Source organism: Micrococcus sp. 2A (assembly GCF_039519235.1).
In the GTDB taxonomy this organism is placed as follows: Bacteria; Actinomycetota; Actinomycetes; order Actinomycetales; family Micrococcaceae; genus Micrococcus.
Map to the genome: position 1 here is coordinate 1,338,119 of NZ_CP154351.1, position 19,771 is coordinate 1,357,889.

The window sequence follows — 19,771 nt, forward strand, 5'->3', positions numbered from 1 at the left end:
AGAGGCACCGCATCCATGACCTCCGTCGAGGGTGAGGAACGCGCCGCCGGGCGGCGCCGCACGAAGGCCCGGAAGCAGAAGAACCCCCACGGGGAGATGCCCCTGCGCGAGCACCTCACGGAGCTGCGCAACCGCATCCTGATCTCGGCCGTGGCCATCGCGCTCGGCTCCATCGTGGGATTCCTCCTCTACGAGCCGATCTTCACCGCGCTGGTGGCCCCCGTGGTCGAGGCCGGCAAGGGCCGGCTCTCCGCCGTGACCTTCGACTCCGTGGGTGCGCCGTTCGACATCATGCTCCAGGTGTCGATGTTCATCGGGCTGCTCGTCTCGAGCCCGGTGTGGCTCTACCAGATCTGGGCGTTCGTGATGCCGGGCCTGAAGAAGAACGAGAAGCGCTACGCGCTCGGGTTCCTCGGCGCCGCCATCCCGCTGTTCCTCGCCGGCGTCGGCCTGGGCTGGCTCGTGATGCCCCAGGCCGTGCAGTTCTTCATCCAGTTCTCGCCGGCCAACATGCCCAACCTGATCCCCGCCCAGTCGTACATCCCGTTCGTGCTGCGCCTGTTCCTGGCCTTCGGGGCCTCCCTGGTGCTGCCGGTGTTCCTGGTCGGGCTGAACATGATCGGCGTGCTCCCCGGGCGCACCATCGTCCAGCACTGGCGCATCACCGTGTTCGGCGTGGCCCTGGTCGCCGCGCTGGCCGCCCCTGGCAGCGACGCCGTCTCGATGTTCTACCTCGCGGTCCCGCTGGTGCTGCTCTTCGGCGCCTCCATCGTGCTCTGCCTTCTGAACGACCGGCGTCGCGCGCGTCGCGCCGACCACCGCGAGCAGGACGTCGAGGCGGAGATCGCCGCCGGCCCCCGCCCGCTCGACGAGATCTGACCCCGGCCCCGCAGGGTCGACCGGCGCCCGTCTCCGCCCACGGCGGAGACGGGCGCCGCGCTTCCTCTGCCGCCAGAACCGGCCGCTAGGGTGGCGGTCATGGTCCCCGTCATCCCGAACGAGCCGAGGGGCGATGACGCCCTGCCCCACGACGAGCCGCAGCTCAGCCCGGCCGAGCGCTACGCCCGCGCCCGGGCGTCCCGCACCCACGCCGGATCCCAGCTCGGCCTGTTCGCCGCGGGCCTGGGCTTCCCCCTGGACGACTTCCAGGTGCGTGCGTGCGGCGAGGTGGAGGACGGCCACGGCGTGCTCGTGGCGGCGCCCACCGGAGCGGGCAAGACGGTGGTCGGGGAGTTCGCCGTCCACCTCGCCCTGGCCCGGGGGACCAAGGCGTTCTACACCACGCCCATCAAGGCGCTGAGCAACCAGAAGTACACGGACCTGGTGCGCGCCCACGGCGCCGAGCGAGTGGGCCTGCTCACCGGTGACACCTCCATCAACCCGGACGCGCAGGTCGTGGTGATGACCACGGAGGTGCTGCGCAACATGCTCTACGCGGACTCCGACGCCCTCACCGACCTCGGGTTCGTGGTGATGGACGAGGTGCACTACCTCGCGGACCGCTTCCGCGGCCCCGTGTGGGAGGAGGTGATCATCCACCTGCCCGAGCACGTGCAGCTGATCTCCCTCTCCGCCACCGTGTCCAACGCGGAGGAGTTCGGCGCGTGGCTGGACACCGTGCGCGGCGCCACCACCGTCGTCGTCTCCGAGCACCGCCCCGTGCCCCTGTGGCAGCACGTCATGGCGGGCAGCCACCTCTACGACCTCTTCGCGGAGGACGTCGCGTTCGAGGACACCGCGGACCGGGACGGCGCCGCCCTGCTCAACCCCGAGCTCAAGCGCCTGGCCGTCGAGGCCGAGCGCGGGGCGCAGCGCCCCGACTGGGGCCGGCCCGGCCGCCGCCAGGACAAGGGCGGCCGCGGCGGCGGGCCCAAGGGCCGCACCAGGGGCGGCCGCGGCGGTCGGGACGATCGTCCTGACCGTTCCGGCCGTCCGGCGGCGTCGGGCTGGGACCGGGACCGGGGCGCCGCCGCGCGCACCGGCCACGGCGAGGACGCCCCGCGCCGCCGCAGCATGACCACCTCCCGCCCGGAGATGATCCGCGTGCTGGAACGCGAGGGCCTGCTGCCCTGCATCACCTTCATCTTCTCGCGAGCCGGGTGCGACGGCGCCGTGGAGCAGTGCCTGCGCGCAGGGCTGGACCTCACCACGCCGCGCGAGAAGGCCCTCGTCGCCGAGCGCGTCGAGGAGGTCGCGCGCCTCCTGCCGCCCGAGGACCTCGAGGTGCTCGGCTTCTGGGCGTGGCGCGACAGCCTCTCCCGGGGCTTCGCCGCCCACCACGCCGGCATGCTGCCCCCGTTCAAGGAGGCCGTGGAGGACCTGTTCGCCGGCGGCGCCCTGAAGGCCGTCTTCGCCACGGAGACCCTGGCGCTCGGCATCAACATGCCCGCCCGCTCCGTGGTGATCGAGAAGCTCGTGAAGTTCAACGGCGAGTCCCACGTGGACATCACGGCGGGGGAGTACACCCAGCTCACGGGCCGCGCCGGCCGCCGCGGGATCGACGTGGAGGGCCACGCCGTGGTGATGTGGCGTCCCGGCCTGGACCCGGCCGCCGTCGCCGGCCTGGCCTCGCGCCGCACCTATCCGCTGCGCTCCTCGTTCCGCCCCACCTACAACATGTCGGTGAACCTGCTGTCCCAGGTGGGCGCGGACCGTGCCCGCGGCATCCTCGAGTCCTCGTTCGCACAGTTCCAGGCGGACCGCTCCGTGGTGGGCCTCGCGCGCGAGGTCCGGTCCAAGGAGAGCAGCCTCGAGAAGTACGCCGCGGCCATGGAGTGCCACCTGGGCGACGTCGGCGAGTACCTCGGGCTGCGCAAGGAGCTCGCCTCCGTGCAGAAGTCCGGCTCGCAGGGGCGCCGGCGCGCCCAGATCGCGGCGGTGAAGGAGTCGCTGTCGGACCTCGCGCCGGGCGACGTCATCCAGCTCGACGACGGGCGCCAGCTCGGCCGCGCCGTCGTGGTCCTCCCCGCGGGCAACCCGCAGAACCCGCGCGTGGGCGTCGTGACGGACAAGGCGCAGCTGCGCCGCATCACGGTCGACGACGTCACGGGCCCCGTGGACCCGATCGCGGGAGCCGTCCTGCCGCAGCTGCTGCAGGTGAAGACCCCCGCGCAGCGCAAGGACATCGCCGCCGCGATGCGGGAGGCCGTGCGGATCCACCGCCCGCCCACGGGGGGACGACGCCGCTCCACGGGCTTCCGCCTGCAGGAGGACACCGTGTCCCCCCGCGCCGAGGAGCTGCGCCGCGCCCTCGAGCGCCACCCGTGCCACGGGTGCCAGGACCGGGAGGAGCACCTGCGCTGGGGCGAGCGCTGGTGGGGGATGAAGCGTGAGCTCTCGGTGCTGCGCGAGCGGATCGCGGGTCGCACCAACACGATCGCCCGCACGTTCGATCGCGTGGTGGGCCTGCTGAACTCCTACGGCTACGTCCGCGACGACGTCGCCGACCCGGCCGACGCCCTCACCGACAAGGGCCAGACCCTGCGGCGCATCTACGGCGAGCGCGACCTCTTCGCCTCGCTCGTGCTGCACGACCCGGCCACGGCCTCGCTGACGCCCGAGGAGTGGGCGTGCGTGGCGGCGCTGCTCGTGTACCAGGGCAAGGGCGAGACCCGCGGCGTGGTGCCGATGCCCACGGCGCGGCTGGCCCGCGTGGCGGAGGCCGCGGAGGCGATCGAGGCGGACCTCGCCGCCGCCGAGCAGGCCGCCCGCCTGGACCCGACCCCGCCCACCGATCCCGGGCTCGTGGGGCCGGTGCACCGCTGGGTGCGCGGCAAGTCCCTGCGGGACACCCTGCAGGGCGCGGACCTCGCGGCGGGCGACTTCGTGCGCTGGGCCCGCCAGGTGATCGACGTGCTCGACCAGCTGGCCCAGGTGCCCGGCGACGCGCACCGCTCCCGGGCGTGCCGACACGCGGCGGGCCTGGTGGCCCGCGGAGTGGTGGCCACCTCCCTTCCCGGCGCCGCCCAGCCCGGGGCGCTAGGGTGAGCCGCGTGAGAGCGCACCTGTTGACGAACGGCATCATCCACTCCGCCTCGGATCCCTACGCCACCGCGGCCCTCGTGGCCGACGGCGTGGTGGCGTGGCTGGGGTCCGACGACTCCGCCGCGCTCGTGGCCGGCCCGGAGGTGCCGCGCCAGGACCTGGACGGGGCGGTCGTGGCCCCCGCCTTCGTGGCCCCGTGGGGCACGGCCGCCGACGCGCGGGACGCCCTTCTCCGCGGCACCGCCGTGGTCACCGTGCTCGAGGGCTGGGACGCGCGGTCGCAGGGCCAGGCCGACGCCGCTCCGCCCGCGCCGGCCGCCCGACCGGCCGCCCGACCGGCCGCCCGGACCGTGGTCTACCGGGCCCCCGAGACCGTGGACGCCGCGGCCGCGGGCGTGTGGCTGCCCACGGACGACGGGCTCGACGCGTCCTCCCTCGCGGGGCTGGTGGCCGCGTCGACGCAGGCGGGGGAGCAGGCCTACCTCGTGCCGGCCCACCGGGACCACACCGGGGATCCCGACGCCGTCGCCCGCGCCCAGTCCGCCGCCGTCGCCGCCCTGCGCTCCGTCGCGGGGGAGCTCGGCGCCCCGGCGCTGGGGCGCGTCCGCCACCGGCTGGCGGTGACCGGGCCCCTGGACGCCGCGGACCGCGGTTTCCTGGCCGGGATCGGCGTGTCCGTGACGGTCGCCCCGGACGCCGAGGGCGTCCTGCGCGCCCCCGTGGCCTCCCTCCTGGCGGACGCCGTGCCGCTCGCCCTCGCGGCGGGCCCCGACGGCGACCCGTGGGCGGCCGTCCGCGCCGCGCTGACGCACCCGGAGGAGGACGAGCGGATCTCCGCACGCTCCGCGTTCACCGCCGCCACCCGCACCGGCCTGCGCGTCCTGCCGGACGTGCCGGCCGCCCGCGTGGAGGCCACCCCGCGCCTCGTGGTCTCCGCCGCGGCCACCTTCGCCGTGTGGGACGCCGACGCCGTGACGGTGCAGTCCCCGGACGGCCGCGTGGCCGCGTGGAGCACCGACACCCGCGCCGGCACGCCCCTGCTGCCCGCCCTGGACGCCGAGACCGCGCTGCCGCGCTGGCGCGCCACGTGGCTGGACGGCGCGGTGGCCGCCCAGGCGTGAGACCCGCCGCGCGCGCCGCTGGACGGCGCGCGCCCGAGCGGTTCCTATACTCGAACGGATGACCACGGCCCGCCGACCGGCGCACGGCCGAACCGAACGGCCCGAGGAAGGCGTGAGAGACGCATGCGCGTGCTGACCATCATCCCCACCTACAACGAGATCGAGTCGCTGCCGCTGACCCTCGGTCGACTCCGCGAGGCCGTCCCCGAGGTGGACGTGCTCGTGGTGGACGACTCCTCCCCGGACGGCACCGGCGAGTGGGCCGACCGCCGCGCCGCCGAGGACGCGGGGGTCCACGTGCTGCACCGCGCCGAGAAGAACGGCCTGGGCGGGGCGTACATCGCGGGCTTCCGCTGGGGGCTCGAGCGCGGCTACGACGTGCTCGTGGAGATGGACGCCGACGGCTCGCACCAGCCCGAGCAGCTGCCCCGACTCCTGGAGGCCGTCCGCACCGCGGACCTCGTGATCGGCTCCCGCCGCGTGCCGGGCGGCAAGATGGTCAACTGGCCGATGTCCCGCAAGCTCATCTCCTTCGGCGGCTCGCTCTACCCCCGCATCATGCTCGGCCTCAACCTCACGGACATCACCGCCGGCTACCGCGCCTACCGCGCGGACGTGCTGCGCGAGATCGACCTCGACGACGTGCAGTCCAAGGGCTACGGCTTCCAGGTGGACATGACGTTCCGCACTGCCCGCCTGGGCAAGCGGATCGTGGAGGTCCCCATCACCTTCGTCGAGCGCGAGCTCGGCGAGTCCAAGATGAGCGGCGGCATCATCGGCGAGGCCGTGGTCAACGTGACCCGCTGGGGCCTGGCCGCCCGCGCCGAGCAGCTGGGCAAGCTGTTCGGCCGCTGACCCGACGCTGATCGGCGCACTGTCCGCAGACGACGAGGGCCCGACCACGTGGTCGGGCCCTCATGGCGTGCGGGGGAGCGGATCAGGCGTCGACGGCCTCGCCGCGGCTGGCGCGCAGCTTCTTCAGCTGGATCTCGAGGGTCTCCTCGAGCTCAGGGATGGAGCGGCGCTCGAGCAGCATGTCCCAGTGGCTGCGGACCGGCTTGCCCTCGGGCTCCGTCGGCTTCTCGCCGCTGACCAGGAAGGCCTCCTTGCCCGTCTTGGACGTCCAGGTGGCAGGCACGTCGGCCTCCACCGCGAAGGTGACGAACACCTGCTCGCCGTCCTCGGTGCGGTACTCCACACGCTGGCGGGCGGCGGGCTCGACGCCGGCCTCCGACTCCAGGGACTGGGCCCCCAGGCGCATGCCGCGCAGGCTGCGATCGCTCACGTTTCCTCCTCGTCAGGCCGCGCGGACTCCGCCCGTCTCGCGGGCGGAGGCGGCTGCGCGCGGCGGTCGTCTCTCCGATGGTGCAACCACCCAGTCTCCCACGACATTCCCGGGCGGGCGGGCGGGGTCCGCCCGCCCGGGAGGCGGTGGGTGCTCAGCGCGGCGGCTGGGTCGTCCCGGCGGGGGCGGTGCCGGGCACGGGGCCGGGCTCGGTCGGCTCGTCGAGTCCCTGCGGCGTCGCCAGCGCCTCGTCGAGGGAGGTCTGGGGCATGTCGTCGGCCGTGACCGCGCCGCCGGTCATGGCCTCGAGCACGCCGCTCGAGCGCAGTGCCTCCACCGTGGTGGGGCGGGAGCCGCGCAGGGCGCGGCGGGTGCCGAGCGCCGCGTCCTCGCCCCCCGCCGCGGAGTCCGACGCGGGAGAGCCGCCCTCGTCTGCACCGGCCCCGTCCTGCCCGCCGGAGCGCCGCGCGCCGGGGCCGAACGCCTCCCCGAGGCCCTCGAGGGCGCGGGTCAGCTCGGCGGGGACGACGAACATGGTGTTCGACTGGCCCTCGGCGATCTTCGGCAGCTGCTGGAGGTACTGGTAGGCGAGCACCTCCGAGTCCGCCTGACCGCCGTGGATGGCGTCGAAGACCACCTCGATGGCCTCGGCCTCCGCGTTGGCCCGGAGCACGCGGGCCTGGGCGTCGCCCTCGGCGGCGAGGATCTGCGCCTGGCGCTCGCCCTCGGCCGTGAGGATCTGGGCCTGCTTGGTGCCCTCGGCCGTGAGGATGGCCGCGCGGCGATCCCGTTCGGCGCGCATCTGCTTCTCCATGGAGTCCTGGATGGACAGGGGCGGATCGATCGCCTTGAGCTCCACGCGGGAGACACGCAGACCCCAGCGGGTCGTGGCGTCGTCGAGGACGAGGCGCAGCTGCGAGTTGATCGAGTCGCGCGAGGTGAGCGCCTCCTCGAGGTTCATGCCGCCCACCACGTTGCGCAGCGTCGTGGTGGTCAGCTGCTCGACGGCCTGGATGTAGTTGGCGATCTCGTAGGTGGCGGCCTTCGCGTCGGTGACCTGGAAGTAGACCACCGTGTCGATCGAGACCACGAGGTTGTCCTCGGTGATCACGGGCTGCGGCGGGAAGGAGACCACCTGCTCGCGCATGTCCACCTGGGGGAGCATGCGGTCGATGAACGGGATGATGAGCGTCAGCCCGGCGCCTGCGGTGCGCTGGTACTTGCCGAGCCGCTCGATGTTGGCCGTGCGGGCCTGGGGGATGATCTTGACCGAGCTGGCCAGGATCACCACCACGACGGCCGCAAGCACGACCAGGACGATCAGGATTTCCATGGGGTCTTCCTCTGCGGTGGATGGTCGGGGGTGGTTCGGGAGGGCCGGCCGGGCGGAGCCGTGGCGGTCAGTCTCGGGCGGCGTCCCAGTCGATGCGCGGGACGGGGGCGACGATGAGCGTCGCTCCGTCCACGCGGAGGATCCGCACGTCCGTGCCGGGCTCGGCGTCCGGGGCGCCGGCGTCCACGCGCGCGGACCAGGTGTCGCCGTCCACGCCGATCAGCCCGGACTCGCGCGTGATGGCGGCGTCGGCGGTGAGGCGCCGGCCGGGGAGCGTGTCGAGGTAGGAGGCGGAGGCGGCGTCGTCGCCGTGCAGGCGGCGCAGCGCCGCGGGGCGGACGGCGGTCAGCATCAGGAGGGAGACGACGGCGAACAGCACGATCTGGACCCAGAGATCGGCGCCGGCGAGGGCGGCCACGCCCCCCGCGGCGGCGCCGGCGGCCAGCATGAGGAACAGCAGGTCCAGGGTGAGCACCTCGACGCCCGCCAGGACGAGGGCGAGCACGAGCCACAGCCATCCGGCGTTGGCCTCGATCCACTCCATCCGACACCTCCGTGCTCGGGGGGTGATCGGGCCGTGCCGGCCCGACGCTCTCCGTCGCGCGTGGCCTGCGCCACAGCGTCCCCTGCGCTCCATCCTGCCCGATGGAGGTCCGAATTCCCACCGACGCCGCCGGAGACCGGGGGAGAGTCGCACGGCCGGGCGCGGGAGAGGAGCCCGGGTCGACCGTCCGGTACTGTGACCCGCATGACAGTCGCCGCCCCCGCGCCCCCTCCCTCCCTCCTGCTCGAGCCGCTCACGGTCCGCGGAACGGCGCTGCCGAACCGCGTGGTGATGGGCTCGATGCACCTGGGACTGGAGGACCGCCACGAGGACCTGCCGCGGCTCGCGGCGTTCTACGCGGAGCGGGCACGCGGCGGCGTCGGGCTCATCGTCACCGGAGGAGTGGCGCCGGTGCCGGAGGGCGCCGTCACGTCCGGAGGCGGGGCCCTCGCCTCCGACGCGGACGCGGCCGCCCACCGCGTCGTCACGGACGCCGTGCACGCCGCGGGCGGGCGGATCCTCGTCCAGCTCCTGCACGCGGGCCGCTACGCCCCGACCTCGGAGCTCGTCTCGGCCTCCGCCACGCGCGCCCCGATCTCCCGGCTGACCGCGCGGGAGATGACCGCGGAGGACATCGCGGAGACGGTCGCCGCGTTCGAGCGCTCCGCCCGCCTGGCGCTGGAGGCCGGCTACGACGGCGTGGAGGTCATGGCCTCCGAGGGCTACCTCCTCAACCAGTTCCTCGCCCCCGCCACGAACCGCCGCGAGGACGAGTACGGGGGATCCGCCCTCAACCGGCGCCGCTTCCCGGCCGCGGTCGTCGCCGCGGTGCGGGCCGGTCTGGGGGAGCGCGGGCTGCTGTCCGTGCGGACTTCGCTCATCGACCTCGTGGCACAGGGCCAGGACCTCGAGGAGGTCCGGGACACCGCTCGCGCATTCGAGGCGGCCGGGGCGGACCTGCTCATGACGGGCATCGGCTGGCACGAGTCGCGCGTGCCCACGATCGTCACCTCCGTGCCGCGCGCCGCGTTCGTCCCGACGACGGCGGCCGTCAGGGACGCCGTCTCCATCCCGGTGATCGCGGCGAACCGGATCACGACGCCGGCCGATGCCGAGCAGATCCTCGCCTCCGGCGCCGCAGACCTCGTCGCCCTCGCCCGCCCGCTGCTGGCCGACCCGGCATGGGTGAGGAGCATCGGCTCGGACGACCCCGCCGACCTCACCCCCTGCATCGCGTGCAACCAGGCGTGCCTGGACCACGTGTTCACGGGGGAGCCCGTCAGCTGCCTCATGAACCCCCGGGCCGGCAGGGAGACCGACCCGCGCTACGCCGTGCCGGTGCCGGTGGAGATCGGGCGGCGCCGCCGCGTCGCCGTGGTCGGCGCGGGGCCGGCGGGGCTGACGGCCGCGCACCGCGCGGCGCAGTTCGGCCATGAGGTCGTCCTCTACGACGCCCATGACGGCGTGGGCGGCCAGTTCCGCCTGGCGCGGCGGATTCCCGGCAAGGAGGAGTTCGCCCCGGCGCTCGAGCACCTCGCGGCACGGGCGCAGCAGGCGGGAGTCGAGATGCGTCTCGGCACACGGGTGAGTGGTACAACGCTCCTGACACCGGAGGGGGCGCCGGCCTTCGACGAGGTCCTCGTGACCACCGGCGTGCGGCCCCGGGAGATCGGTCTCCCGGGAGCGGGGCAGCCCGGTGCCCCGTTCGTCCACCGCTACGAGGAGGTCATCGCGGGGCGCGTGGTCTGCGGGCCGCGCGTCGCGGTGATCGGCGCGGGAGGTGTCGGCGTGGACGTGGCCGAGTTCCTCGCCGCCGGGGGAGAACGGGCCGACGGCGAGCCCGAGTCCGTGGACCACTGGCGCGCGCGCTGGGGCGTGGCCGACGCGCCGGGAGTCCGCGGAGGGCTGGTGCGCCCGCGGCCGGAGGCGCCCGCCCGGGAGGTCGTGCTGCTCCAGCGCAGCCCCGGTCCCGTGGGTGCACGGCTGCGGCCGACCACCGGCTGGGTGCATCGCGCGGAGCTGCGCCGCCTCGGCGTCGAGGCGGTCAGCGGGGCGACCTACGAGCGTGTGGACGCGGAGGGGCTGCACGTCACGCTGCCGGCGTCCGAGCCGGGCCCGGGGGCCGAGGGCGTCGGGGGACGCGTGGCCCGCGTCCTGGACGTGACCGACGTCGTGGTGTGCGCGGGGCAGGAGCCCGTGGCCGAGCTGGCCGCCGAGCTCGTCGCCGCCGGCTACCCGGAGGCCGCGGTGCGCGTGGTGGGCGGCGCCCACGACGCGCGGGAGATCGACGCCTACCGCGCGATGGACCACGCCACGCGCGCCGTGCAGGGCTGATGCCGGCGCCTCCCGCGCCTCGACCCTCCGGCCTGGCCTGCCGCGCGGCTCTGAGGTGACGGGCCCGCGGCGGGGGCTCTCGCCTACGATGCCCCTGTGACCACCGCGCCCGCACCCGCCGCCGAGACCCATCCCGCCGACGTCCACAGCACGATCCGCGTGGTCGGCGCGCGGCAGAACAACCTGAAGGACGTCGACGTGGAGATCCCGAAGCGGCGCCTGACCGTGTTCACGGGCGTCTCGGGCTCGGGGAAGTCCTCCCTGGTGTTCGCGACCATCGCGGCCGAGTCCCAGCGCATGATCAACGAGACCTACCCGGCGTTCGTGCAGGGCTTCATGCCCGCACTGCCGCGCCCGGACGTGGACCACATGGAGGGCCTCACCCCGGCGATCATCGTGGACCAGGAGCGCCTGGGCGGGAACGTGCGCTCGACCGTCGGCACCGTGACGGACGCGAACGCCCTGCTGCGCATCCTGTTCTCCAGGATCGCCGAGCCCGCGCTCGACTCGCCCAAGGCCTACTCCTTCAACGTGGCCTCGATCAGCGGCTCCGGCGCCGTCACCCTCACCACGGGCAAGGACAAGGGGAAGAAGGAGCGGCGCTCGTTCCACGTCCAGGGCGGCATGTGTCCCGAGTGCGAGGGCACCGGGGCGAAGCAGGACCTGGACCCGGCCGAGCTGTTCGACGAGGCCAAGTCCCTGAACGAGGGGCCCTTCACCATCCCGGGCTACACGGCGGACGGCTGGGCCGTGAGGAAGTTCCTCGAGTCCGGCTTCTTCGACCCGGACAAGCCGATCAGGGACTACTCCGAGCGGGAGATGCACGACCTCTTGCACAAGGAGCCGGTGAAGATCGACATGTCCGGCATCTCCATGACCTACACGGGCCTCTACGCGAGCATCGAGAGCGCGTTCCTGCAGAAGGACCGCGAGGCCATGCAGCCGCACGTCCGCGCGTTCGTGGACCGCGCGGTGACCACCATTCCCTGCCCGGCCTGTGCGGGCACGCGCCTGAACGAGCAGGCGCGCTCGTCCCGGATCCGCGGCACGTCCATCGCCGACCTCTGCGCGATGCAGATCACCGACCTCGCCGCGTGGTGTGCCGAGCTCGACGACGCGCGGGTGGGCGGCCTGGTCGGGTCGATCCGCCAGCTGCTGGACGGCTTCGTGATGATCGGGCTCGGCTACCTCTCCCTCGACCGCGCCGCCGGCTCGCTGTCCGGGGGAGAGGCGCAGCGGACCAAGATGATCCGCCATCTGGGGTCCTCGCTCACGGACGTCACCTACGTGTTCGACGAGCCCACCACGGGCCTGCACCCGCACGACATCGCCAACATGAACACCCTGCTGCTGCGGCTGCGCGACAAGGGCAACACAGTGCTCGTGGTGGAGCACAAGCCGGAGACCATCGCGATCGCGGACCACGTCGTCGACCTCGGACCCGGCCCGGGCACCGCCGGGGGCGAGGTCACGTTCACCGGGACCGTGGCCGAGCTGACCGCGTCCGACACCCCGACGGGCCGCCACCTCCACGACCGCGCCCGCCTCAAGGAGGAGGCCGAGCTGCGCGCGGGCAACGGCGCGCTGCGGGTGCGCGGGGCCGCGGAGAACAACCTGAGGGACGTCGACGTCGACGTGCCCCTGGGCATGCTCGTGGCCGTCACCGGCGTGGCCGGCTCCGGCAAGTCGTCGCTGATGCGCGAGGCGATGCTCCAGACGCGCCGGGGGAGCGCCGCCGAGGATGTCCACCTTGTGGTCGTCGACCAGGCGCCGATCAAGGGCTCGCGGCGCTCCAATCCCGCGACCTACACGGGCCTGCTCGAGCCGGTGCGCAAGGCGTTCGCCAAGGCCAACGGCGTCAAGCCGGCCCTGTTCAGCCCGAACTCCGCGGGCGCGTGCCCCGAGTGCAAGGGCGCCGGGGTGATCTACGCTGACGCCGCGGCGGCGACGGACACGGCGGCCACCTGCGACGTGTGCGAGGGGCGGCGATTCATGGACGAGGTGCTGGAGTACATGCTCGGCGGCAGGGACATCGCCGAGGTGCTGCAGATGCCGGTGGAGGAGGCGCGGGAGTTCTTCTCCGCGGGCGAGTCGCGCGTGCCGGCGGCGGCCGCCGCCCTCGAGCGGCTCGTGGACGTCGGCCTGGGCTACGTCCGGCTCGGTCAGCCGCTGACCACCCTGTCCGGGGGCGAGCGTCAGCGTCTCAAGCTGGCCACCCACCTGGGGGAGCGGGCGAAGGCCAAGGACGGCGCGCGGACCGTCGTCGTCCTGGACGAGCCGACCACGGGCCTGCACCTGCAGGACGTCGGGCGGATGCTGGCCATGCTGGACGGGCTGGTGGACGCCGGGGTCTCGGTGATCGCCGTCGAGCATCATCAGGCCGTCATGGCACACGCAGACTGGATCCTGGACGTCGGCCCGGGCGCCGGCGCCGAGGGCGGCACGGTGGTGTTCGAGGGGCGCCCGCACGACCTCGTGGCGGCCGCGCACAGCGGCGAGGGCACGACGACGGGCGAGCACTTGGCCGCATACGTGGCGGACTCCGCATGATGGGCGTGCGCGTTATGTCAACCACACGGGTCGGGAGTCCGACGCAGGGCCGAGGCGAGGTGATCCCGGGCGTCAGCGCATGCCTGGGTACACGCTCACCCGGTGGCTCGTGAGCGAGAGGTAGAGGGCCCAGGCCCAGCCGATGACGGTCCAGCCCAGCAGCAGGTTCACCCAGAACACGAGCCAGTGGTTGGCACGTCCGCGAGCAGCGGCCACGGCCCACGGGGCCAGGTAGCCGGCGGTGAGGATGGCCAGCACGATGGCCACGGTGGCGACGAACGGGCGGTCACGCTGATCGGTCACGAGAGTCATGCGGGCAGTCTACGGACGCTCCACGTCCTGGCGAGCGGCGACGCCGGGCGGATGCCACGAACGGCACACGCGGGCGGAGCCCCGAAGAGCCGATAATGGACATTATGTCATGTAACGCTCCTGGCGGGGTCCCCGGCGTCCATCGCCGCTGTCGGGTTCACGGAGGTCTACCGCATCTTCGCCGAGCGCGGCCTGACCGACCGCGTGACGTGGATCGCCTCGGGCAAGGTCGGCCTCCCCGACAACGCGATCGTGGCGTTCGCCCTCGGCGCGGACATGGTGCACGTCGCCCGCGAGGCGATGCTCGCCGTCGGCTGCATCCAGGGGCAGAAGTGCCACACGGACACGTGCCCCACCGGCGTCGCGACGCAGAACCCGTGGCTCCCCCGCGGCGTGGTGCCCGAGGAGAAGTCCGAGCGTCCGGCTCGCTACGTGCAGACCCTGCGCAGCAACCTGCTCAAGGCCTCCGAGGCCGCCGGCGTCCCCCACCCGGGCCTCCTCTCCCCCGACGACGTGGTGCAGCACGCACCCCTGCCCGTCACGGACGAGGACGACACGGTCAGCCAGTGAACGCAGGCCGGACATCCTCCTGACACTGCTCGGCGCCGCCCCTGATCCTGTGGCGTCTCGCCGGCAGGGTCCCGACGCGGTGTGAGTTGTCCGCCCCGGATCACGGATCGGTGGTCCTCGAGGAGGGGGCCACGAGAGCGGCGACGGCGGCGGCCAGCGTCCGCGTCTCGTGCCAGAGCCCGTTCCTGAGCCGGGCGTGCACCGCCTGCTGGGTGACCTCCAGTGCGGCGGCCGCCTCCCGCTGGCTCGCGCCGGACTCGACCAGACGCCCGGCCTCCTGTTGGGGCTCGGATCGCCGCTGCTCCAGGACGCCGAGCAGCTGGAGCGCGGCCTCGGCGGCGTCCTGCCGGCGCCGCGCCGAGGCGTCGCCGGCAGCCCCGTCCAGCTCCAGCGCGCACCGGCCCGTCGAGGCCGCCGCGCGGTGCAGGACCCGCTCGAGGACAGCCGCCTCCACCTCCCCGGCGCCCACGCCGCGATCCGGGTCGGGAGCTCCCGTGGAGGCGACGAGCCCGGCGACCCACGCGCCCGTCCGGATCACGGCGAGAACGAGCCCGACGGCCTCCACGGGATCCTCGAGGAGGCCCTCGACGACGCAGGGCAGCACGTCGTCCCGGACGGTGAACCGCGCCGGGCCGCACTCCCCCGCGTGGTCGAGATTGTCGGCAGCGGCCAGCACGGCACACAGGCGCGACACGTCTCCGCGGTCGCGCGCGGGGTCTGCGGTGCGGAGCAGAACGTGGATCACGACCCCACAGTATCCCTATGACAATCCTGACTCCTTGTTGCACGGCATCAGAGCCGAGCGTCGCGCGCGAGAATGGGTCCATGAGATCCGACCGGCATGCCCCCGCCCCCGCCCGACCGCTTCCCGCCGTGCTCGCCCTGGCCGCGGATGTCCTGCTGGTGAGCGTGTTCGCCGCGCTGGGTCAGGGTCAGCACGACACGGCGGCTGGACTCCCCCGCCTCCTGCAGACAGCCGGCCCGTTCCTGGTCGGCCTGATCGTGATGACGATCCTCACCGGCGGCCACCGCACGTGGGCCCGCACCTGGCCGCACGGCGTGCTGGTGTGGCTGGGAACGGTCGGCATCGGCATGGCGCTGCGGGTGCTGTGGGGCCTCGGTGGCGCCCCGCTGTCCTTCGTGATTGTCACCCTGCTCGTCCTCGGGGTGTTCCTGCTCGGCCGCCGCGCGCTCGCGCGGGTCCTCACCCGCCGCCGCCCCTGAACCGCAGCCGGGCGCCCAAACGGCCCCCGGGCACAGCTCAGCCGTAGGATCGGGGCACGACCCCGCGCTCTCGGCCCCGTCGGTCCGCCCCAAGGAAGGACGCCCCCATGGTCACCGCCATCGTCATGATCACCACCGACAAGTCCCGCATCCCCGAGACCGCCCAGGCGATCGCCGCCCTGGACGGCGTGAGCTCCGTCTACTCCGTGACCGGCGCGTGGGACCTCGTCGCCATGGTCAAGCTCAAGCGCTACGAGGACCTCGCGGACGTCATCGCCGATCAGCTCTCCAAGGTCGAGGGGATCACGGACACCGAGACCATGCTCGCGTTCCGGGCGTACTCCTCTGAGGATCTCGAGGAAGGGTGGGCGCTGGGGTTCGACGCCTGAGCGTCACGCCCATCTTCCTCCCGGCGCCGGTCGACGCCGCGTCCGCTGCCCGCAGGGTGGCCGCCCGCGCGGCGATCGCCGGCATGGTCCTGTTCATCACGGAGGAGGGCGCCGACGTCGGGATGTGCTCCCAGGCGCCCGGCGCCACCCTGGCCCAGGGCGACTGAGGCCGTTCAGGACCGCGAGAACTCGATCCAGCGATCCAGTACGTCGGCCGCGGCGCCGGAGTCGAGGGACTCAGCGGCGCGCCGCATGTTGGCCGCGAGGCGGTCCATCAGGGGAGCATCGGCCTCGGGGTCGGCCGCGGTGAGACCGGCGGCGGCATTGAGGAGCACGGCGTCGCGGATCGGCCCCTTCTCCCCAGCGAGGAGCGCGCGGACGAGCGTGGCGTTGTGGGCCCCGTCCTTGCCCGCCAGAGCCTCGACGGACGTCAGCTCGATGCCGAGCTCGCGCGGATCCAGCTCATGAGCGGTGACCTCCCCGCGCACCTCCATCACGGTGGAGGGCCCGGAGGTGGTGATCTTGTCCCTGCCGTCCGAGCCCCGGAAGACGAAGCCCCGCACGCCGCGGTCCGCGAGCACCTGCGCCAGCAGGGGGACCATGACCTCGCTCGAGCAGCCGAGCGCCTGCGCCGTGACCTGGGCCGGATTGCTGAGGGGGCCCAGGAAGTTGAAGACGGTCGGGACGCCCAGCTGCTTGCGGACCGGCGCCACGTGCTTCATGGAGGGGTGGTAGTGCTGGGCGAAGAGGAACGTGATGCCCACGGCCTCCGCGCACTCCTCCGCCTTGGCGCGCGGCATCGACAGGTCCACGCCGAGGGCCTCGATCACGTCCGCGGCACCCGCCGTGGAGGACGCGCCGCGATTCCCGTGCTTGACGATCCGCACGCCGCAGCCGGCGGCGACGAGCGAGGACATCGTGGAGAGGTTCACCGTGCCGAGGCGGTCACCGCCCGTGCCCACGATGTCCAGGGTCTCCCCCTCCACATGGACGGGGCGGGCATGGCGGACCATCACATCGGTGAGCCCGCGGAGCTCAGGCACGGTGACGCCCTTGGCGGCCAGCGCGAGCAGGAAGGCACCCACCTGCCCCTCGCTGGCGTCGCCGGACATCATCTCGCCCATCGCCCAGCCGGCCGCGTGGTCCTCCAGGTCCTGGCCGAGCATGAGCGCGCGGAACACCTCGGGCCACGTGGTCGTTCCGGTCTCCGGAGAAGTCGTCCCAGTCATCACGCGGACGACTCTAACGCCGGCCCGGCGGAGCCGATGCCGCACGCGACACCCGGAGACGCGCCGACCTGGCCCTCCGCAGGGGGCTCCGAACCTGAACGTTTCCTGGCCGCCACCCGCTGACTGGCCCCGAACCGGCCCGCACCCCGTCCGGCGGCGAGGGCGACACGATAGGTTCGGTTTACCCCCTGCACCGCCTTTGGGGCCATAATGACTGGGTGACCACTGCTACCCCCACTCTCCATCAGCCCACCACGGGCCTCCCGAGCCGGCCGAACATGGTCCAGGTCGGGACCATGGTGTGGCTCGCCAGCGAGCTCATGTTCTTCGGTGGGCTCTTCGCCATGTACTTCACCCTGCGCTCCACCTCCCCGGCGCTGTGGGCGGAGAACACCCAGCTCCTGAACGTCCCGCTCGCCGCGGTGAACACGGTGATCCTGGTGCTCTCCTCCGTCACCGCGCAGTTCGGCGTCCTCGCCGCCGAGCGCCTGCAGCCCCGCCGCACGGGCGGCCCCTTCGCTTTCGCGAAGTGGGGCATGGTGGAGTGGTTCATCCTGACGTTCATCATGGGCGCCGTCTTCGTCTCGGTGCAGGCGTACGAGTACGCCACCCTGGTGTCCCACGGGATCTCCATCGCCTCGAGCGCCTACGGCTCGGCCTTCTACATCACCACGGGCTTCCACGCCCTCCACGTGACCGGTGGCCTCGTCGCATTCCTCCTCATCATCGGCCGCGCCTACCTGGCCCGCCGCTTCGGCCATCACGAGGCCACCTCCGCGATCGTGGTGTCCTACTACTGGCACTTCGTGGACGTCGTCTGGATCGCCCTGTTCTTCATCGTCTACTTCCTCAAGTAAGACGCCCCCGTTCTCAAGCACCTGACAAGAGGTACGGGCCGGGGGGCATGAGACCCGGTCCGGAAGACACACGATAGGAAACCCCGTGAAGGCACTTTCGCAGAATCGACGCCACCCCCTGATGGGGCTGGCGCTCCTCCTGCTGGGACTCCTGGTGACCGGCGGACTGTACTCCGTCGCCAGCACCGTGAATCAGGCGCAGGCGGCCACGCAGGTCACCGCGGCCGCCTCGGCTGACGATCTGTCCGAGGGCGAGAAGCTCTTCAACGCGAACTGTGCCTCCTGCCACGGCACCGGCGCCGCGGGCGGCCCCTCCGGCCCGTCGCTCGTCGGCGTCGGCGCCGCCTCCGTCGACTTCCAGGTGGGCACCGGCCGCATGCCGATGCAGATGAACGGCCCCCAGGCCATGGTGAAGCCGAACCAGTTCAACGAGGAGCAGACCGCGCAGCTCGCCGCGTACGTCGCCTCCCTCGGCACCGGCCCGGCCCTGCCCGAGGAGCAGTACCTCGACAAGGACCACGAGGACGTGAACATCGCCAAGGGCGGCGACCTGTTCCGCATCAACTGCGCCATGTGCCACAACGCGGCAGCCGCCGGCGGTGCCCTGACCCGCGGCAAGTACGCCCCGTCCCTCGAGGGCGTCTCCGAGAAGCACATCTACGAGGCCATGGAGACCGGCCCGCAGAACATGCCCGTGTTCTCCGACTCGAACCTGAAGCCCGAGGACAAGCGCGACATCATCGCCTACCTCAAGACCATCGAGAACAACGGCTCCCCCGGCGGCCTGCAGCTCGGCTCGCTCGGCCCGGTCGCCGAGGGCCTGTTCATCTGGACCGCTGGCCTGGCCCTCATCATCGGCTTCATGGTCTGGCTGACCAGCCGGTCCTCCTGATCCCGCCGGCGCCCTGCGCACCGGTCCTCCGTCATCGTCATTCATCACTCGAGTAAAGGAAACAGGCATATGGGCGAGAAAGGCTACGAAGGGACCGAGCGACACTCGGACTCCCTCGAGCACTCCGGGGCGGACGCGTCCCGGTACGCCATCGAGAACCCGGGCCTTCCCCCGCACCGTCCGCGTCTGGCCGATGAGGATCCGAAGGCCGCCAAGCGCGCTGAGCGCCAGGTCTCGATCATGTTCCTCATCTCCATCGTCGGCACGGTGCTGTTCTTCATCGGCTACTTCGGCGTCGGTCAGATCGGCAACAACGAGGCGTTCTCCACGATCTTCCTGCAGAACCTCCTGCTGGGCCTCGGCACCGCACTGGCGATGCTCGGCATCGGCATCGGCATCGTGCACTGGGCGAAGACGCTCATGCCCGACCACGAGACCGTTGAGGAGCGTCACGAGATCCGCACGGAGGCCGACCGCGTCGCCGCCACCGGCATGATCACGGACATCATCGACGAGTCCCAGATCAAGCGTCGTCCGCTGCTGCGCAACACGCTGATCGGTGCGATCCTCCTGGCCCCGCTGCCCTTCATCGCCGTGTTCCGCGACCTGGACAACACGGACAACTTCGCCGACAACGCGGCGGAGAACTTCGGCCCCGAGCGCCTGCGCCACACCATGTGGGCCGAGGGCGTCCGCCTCGTGCGTGACCCCACCGGCTCGCCGATCAAGGCGTCCGACGTCACCCTGGGCTCCGCCATGCACGTGATCCCCGAGGGCCTCAACGAGGTCGAGCACGGGAAGCTGAACGAGAAGGCCAAGGCCGTGGTGCTCGTCATGCGCCTCGACCCCTCGAAGGTGCAGATCTCCCCCGGTCGTGAGGACTGGAACGTGGACGGCATCTTCGCCTACTCCAAGGTCTGCACGCACGTGGGCTGCCCGATCGCCCTCTACGAGCAGCACACCCACCACCTGCTCTGCCCCTGCCACCAGTCGACCTTCGACCTGGCCCAGGAGTGCAAGCCGATCTTCGGCCCTGCCAGCCACGCGCTGCCGCAGCTGCCGATCTCCGTGGACGACGAGGGCTTCCTCGTCGCTCAGAGTGATTTCCATGAGCCCGTCGGGCCTGTCTACTGGGAGCGTGGCTGAC

General features: G+C 72.8%; 18 protein-coding genes. 12 read left to right on the forward strand and 6 right to left on the reverse strand.

The window, feature by feature from the left end:
- Positions 1 to 15 precede the first annotated feature (15 nt).
- From tatC to AAG742_RS06240, 4 genes are all read left to right on the forward strand, one after another.
- Positions 16 to 879, forward strand: a complete 864-nt coding sequence (gene tatC, locus AAG742_RS06225) for a twin-arginine translocase subunit TatC (protein ID WP_343281948.1) — start codon at positions 16 to 18, stop codon at positions 877 to 879.
- A gap of 99 nt (positions 880 to 978) precedes the next feature.
- Positions 979 to 3,987, forward strand: coding sequence for a DEAD/DEAH box helicase (locus AAG742_RS06230; protein ID WP_343281949.1), 3,009 nt, complete (start codon positions 979 to 981; stop codon positions 3,985 to 3,987).
- 5 nt (positions 3,988 to 3,992) lie between these two features.
- Complete coding sequence (locus tag AAG742_RS06235) at positions 3,993 to 5,105, forward strand: hypothetical protein (protein ID WP_343281950.1); 1,113 nt, start codon at positions 3,993 to 3,995, stop codon at positions 5,103 to 5,105.
- Between the two features lie 123 nt (positions 5,106 to 5,228).
- On the forward strand, positions 5,229 to 5,960 hold the full coding sequence (locus tag AAG742_RS06240) for a polyprenol monophosphomannose synthase (protein ID WP_248115547.1): 732 nt from the start codon (positions 5,229 to 5,231) through the stop codon (positions 5,958 to 5,960).
- Positions 5,961 to 6,042: 82 nt separating this feature from the next.
- Here AAG742_RS06240 and AAG742_RS06245 read toward each other — a convergent pair whose 3' ends face one another.
- The 3 genes from AAG742_RS06245 to AAG742_RS06255 all read right to left on the reverse strand — a co-directional run bounded on the left by AAG742_RS06245 (position 6,043) and on the right by AAG742_RS06255 (position 8,267).
- Positions 6,043 to 6,390, reverse strand: a complete 348-nt coding sequence (locus tag AAG742_RS06245) for an RNA polymerase-binding protein RbpA (RefSeq protein ID WP_248115548.1) — start codon at positions 6,388 to 6,390, stop codon at positions 6,043 to 6,045.
- 154 nt (positions 6,391 to 6,544) lie between these two features.
- Positions 6,545 to 7,723, reverse strand: coding sequence for an SPFH domain-containing protein (locus AAG742_RS06250; RefSeq protein ID WP_298710976.1), 1,179 nt, complete (start codon positions 7,721 to 7,723; stop codon positions 6,545 to 6,547).
- A 67-nt stretch (positions 7,724 to 7,790) separates the two neighbouring features.
- Positions 7,791 to 8,267, reverse strand: coding sequence for an NfeD family protein (locus tag AAG742_RS06255; protein ID WP_248115550.1), 477 nt, complete (start codon positions 8,265 to 8,267; stop codon positions 7,791 to 7,793).
- 204 nt (positions 8,268 to 8,471) lie between these two features.
- On the opposite strand from AAG742_RS06255, the gene AAG742_RS06260 reads away from it, so the two are divergent.
- Both AAG742_RS06260 and AAG742_RS06265 read left to right on the forward strand, forming a co-directional pair.
- Positions 8,472 to 10,601, forward strand: coding sequence for an NADPH-dependent 2,4-dienoyl-CoA reductase (locus AAG742_RS06260; protein ID WP_298710978.1), 2,130 nt, complete (start codon positions 8,472 to 8,474; stop codon positions 10,599 to 10,601).
- Between the two features lie 96 nt (positions 10,602 to 10,697).
- The gene (locus AAG742_RS06265; RefSeq protein ID WP_298710980.1) at positions 10,698 to 13,151 is read left to right on the forward strand and encodes an excinuclease ABC subunit UvrA; all 2,454 of its coding nucleotides are present in this window, start codon (positions 10,698 to 10,700) and stop codon (positions 13,149 to 13,151) included.
- Positions 13,152 to 13,223: 72 nt separating this feature from the next.
- Here AAG742_RS06265 and AAG742_RS06270 read toward each other — a convergent pair whose 3' ends face one another.
- On the reverse strand, positions 13,224 to 13,463 hold the full coding sequence (locus AAG742_RS06270; RefSeq protein WP_248115553.1) for a superinfection immunity protein: 240 nt from the start codon (positions 13,461 to 13,463) through the stop codon (positions 13,224 to 13,226).
- Between the two features lie 120 nt (positions 13,464 to 13,583).
- On the opposite strand from AAG742_RS06270, the gene AAG742_RS06275 reads away from it, so the two are divergent.
- A complete protein-coding gene (locus AAG742_RS06275; RefSeq protein WP_343282420.1) occupies positions 13,584 to 14,033 on the forward strand; it encodes a glutamate synthase-related protein in 450 nt (149 codons plus the stop codon).
- A gap of 100 nt (positions 14,034 to 14,133) precedes the next feature.
- Here AAG742_RS06275 and AAG742_RS06280 read toward each other — a convergent pair whose 3' ends face one another.
- Complete coding sequence (locus AAG742_RS06280) at positions 14,134 to 14,778, reverse strand: hypothetical protein (RefSeq protein ID WP_298710986.1); 645 nt, start codon at positions 14,776 to 14,778, stop codon at positions 14,134 to 14,136.
- 80 nt (positions 14,779 to 14,858) lie between these two features.
- Here AAG742_RS06280 and AAG742_RS06285 point away from each other — a divergent pair, with 80 nt between their 5' ends.
- Both AAG742_RS06285 and AAG742_RS06290 read left to right on the forward strand, forming a co-directional pair.
- The gene (locus tag AAG742_RS06285) at positions 14,859 to 15,257 is read left to right on the forward strand and encodes a DUF3054 domain-containing protein (protein ID WP_248115555.1); all 399 of its coding nucleotides are present in this window, start codon (positions 14,859 to 14,861) and stop codon (positions 15,255 to 15,257) included.
- 107 nt (positions 15,258 to 15,364) lie between these two features.
- Entirely contained in the window at positions 15,365 to 15,646 is a 282-nt protein-coding gene (locus tag AAG742_RS06290) for an Lrp/AsnC ligand binding domain-containing protein (protein ID WP_248115556.1), read from the forward strand.
- A gap of 173 nt (positions 15,647 to 15,819) precedes the next feature.
- Here the strand turns inward: AAG742_RS06290 and trpD are convergent, their stop codons facing one another.
- Positions 15,820 to 16,875, reverse strand: a complete 1,056-nt coding sequence (gene trpD, locus AAG742_RS06295; RefSeq protein WP_248115557.1) for an anthranilate phosphoribosyltransferase — start codon at positions 16,873 to 16,875, stop codon at positions 15,820 to 15,822.
- 278 nt (positions 16,876 to 17,153) lie between these two features.
- Between trpD and AAG742_RS06300 the strand changes: the two genes are divergently transcribed.
- The 3 genes from AAG742_RS06300 to AAG742_RS06310 all read left to right on the forward strand — a co-directional run bounded on the left by AAG742_RS06300 (position 17,154) and on the right by AAG742_RS06310 (position 19,770).
- On the forward strand, positions 17,154 to 17,732 hold the full coding sequence (locus AAG742_RS06300) for a heme-copper oxidase subunit III (RefSeq protein WP_248115686.1): 579 nt from the start codon (positions 17,154 to 17,156) through the stop codon (positions 17,730 to 17,732).
- A gap of 85 nt (positions 17,733 to 17,817) precedes the next feature.
- Entirely contained in the window at positions 17,818 to 18,624 is an 807-nt protein-coding gene (locus AAG742_RS06305) for a cytochrome c (RefSeq protein ID WP_298710989.1), read from the forward strand.
- Between the two features lie 69 nt (positions 18,625 to 18,693).
- A complete protein-coding gene (locus AAG742_RS06310) occupies positions 18,694 to 19,770 on the forward strand; it encodes a Rieske 2Fe-2S domain-containing protein (protein WP_248115559.1) in 1,077 nt (358 codons plus the stop codon).
- Position 19,771 lies beyond the last annotated feature (1 nt).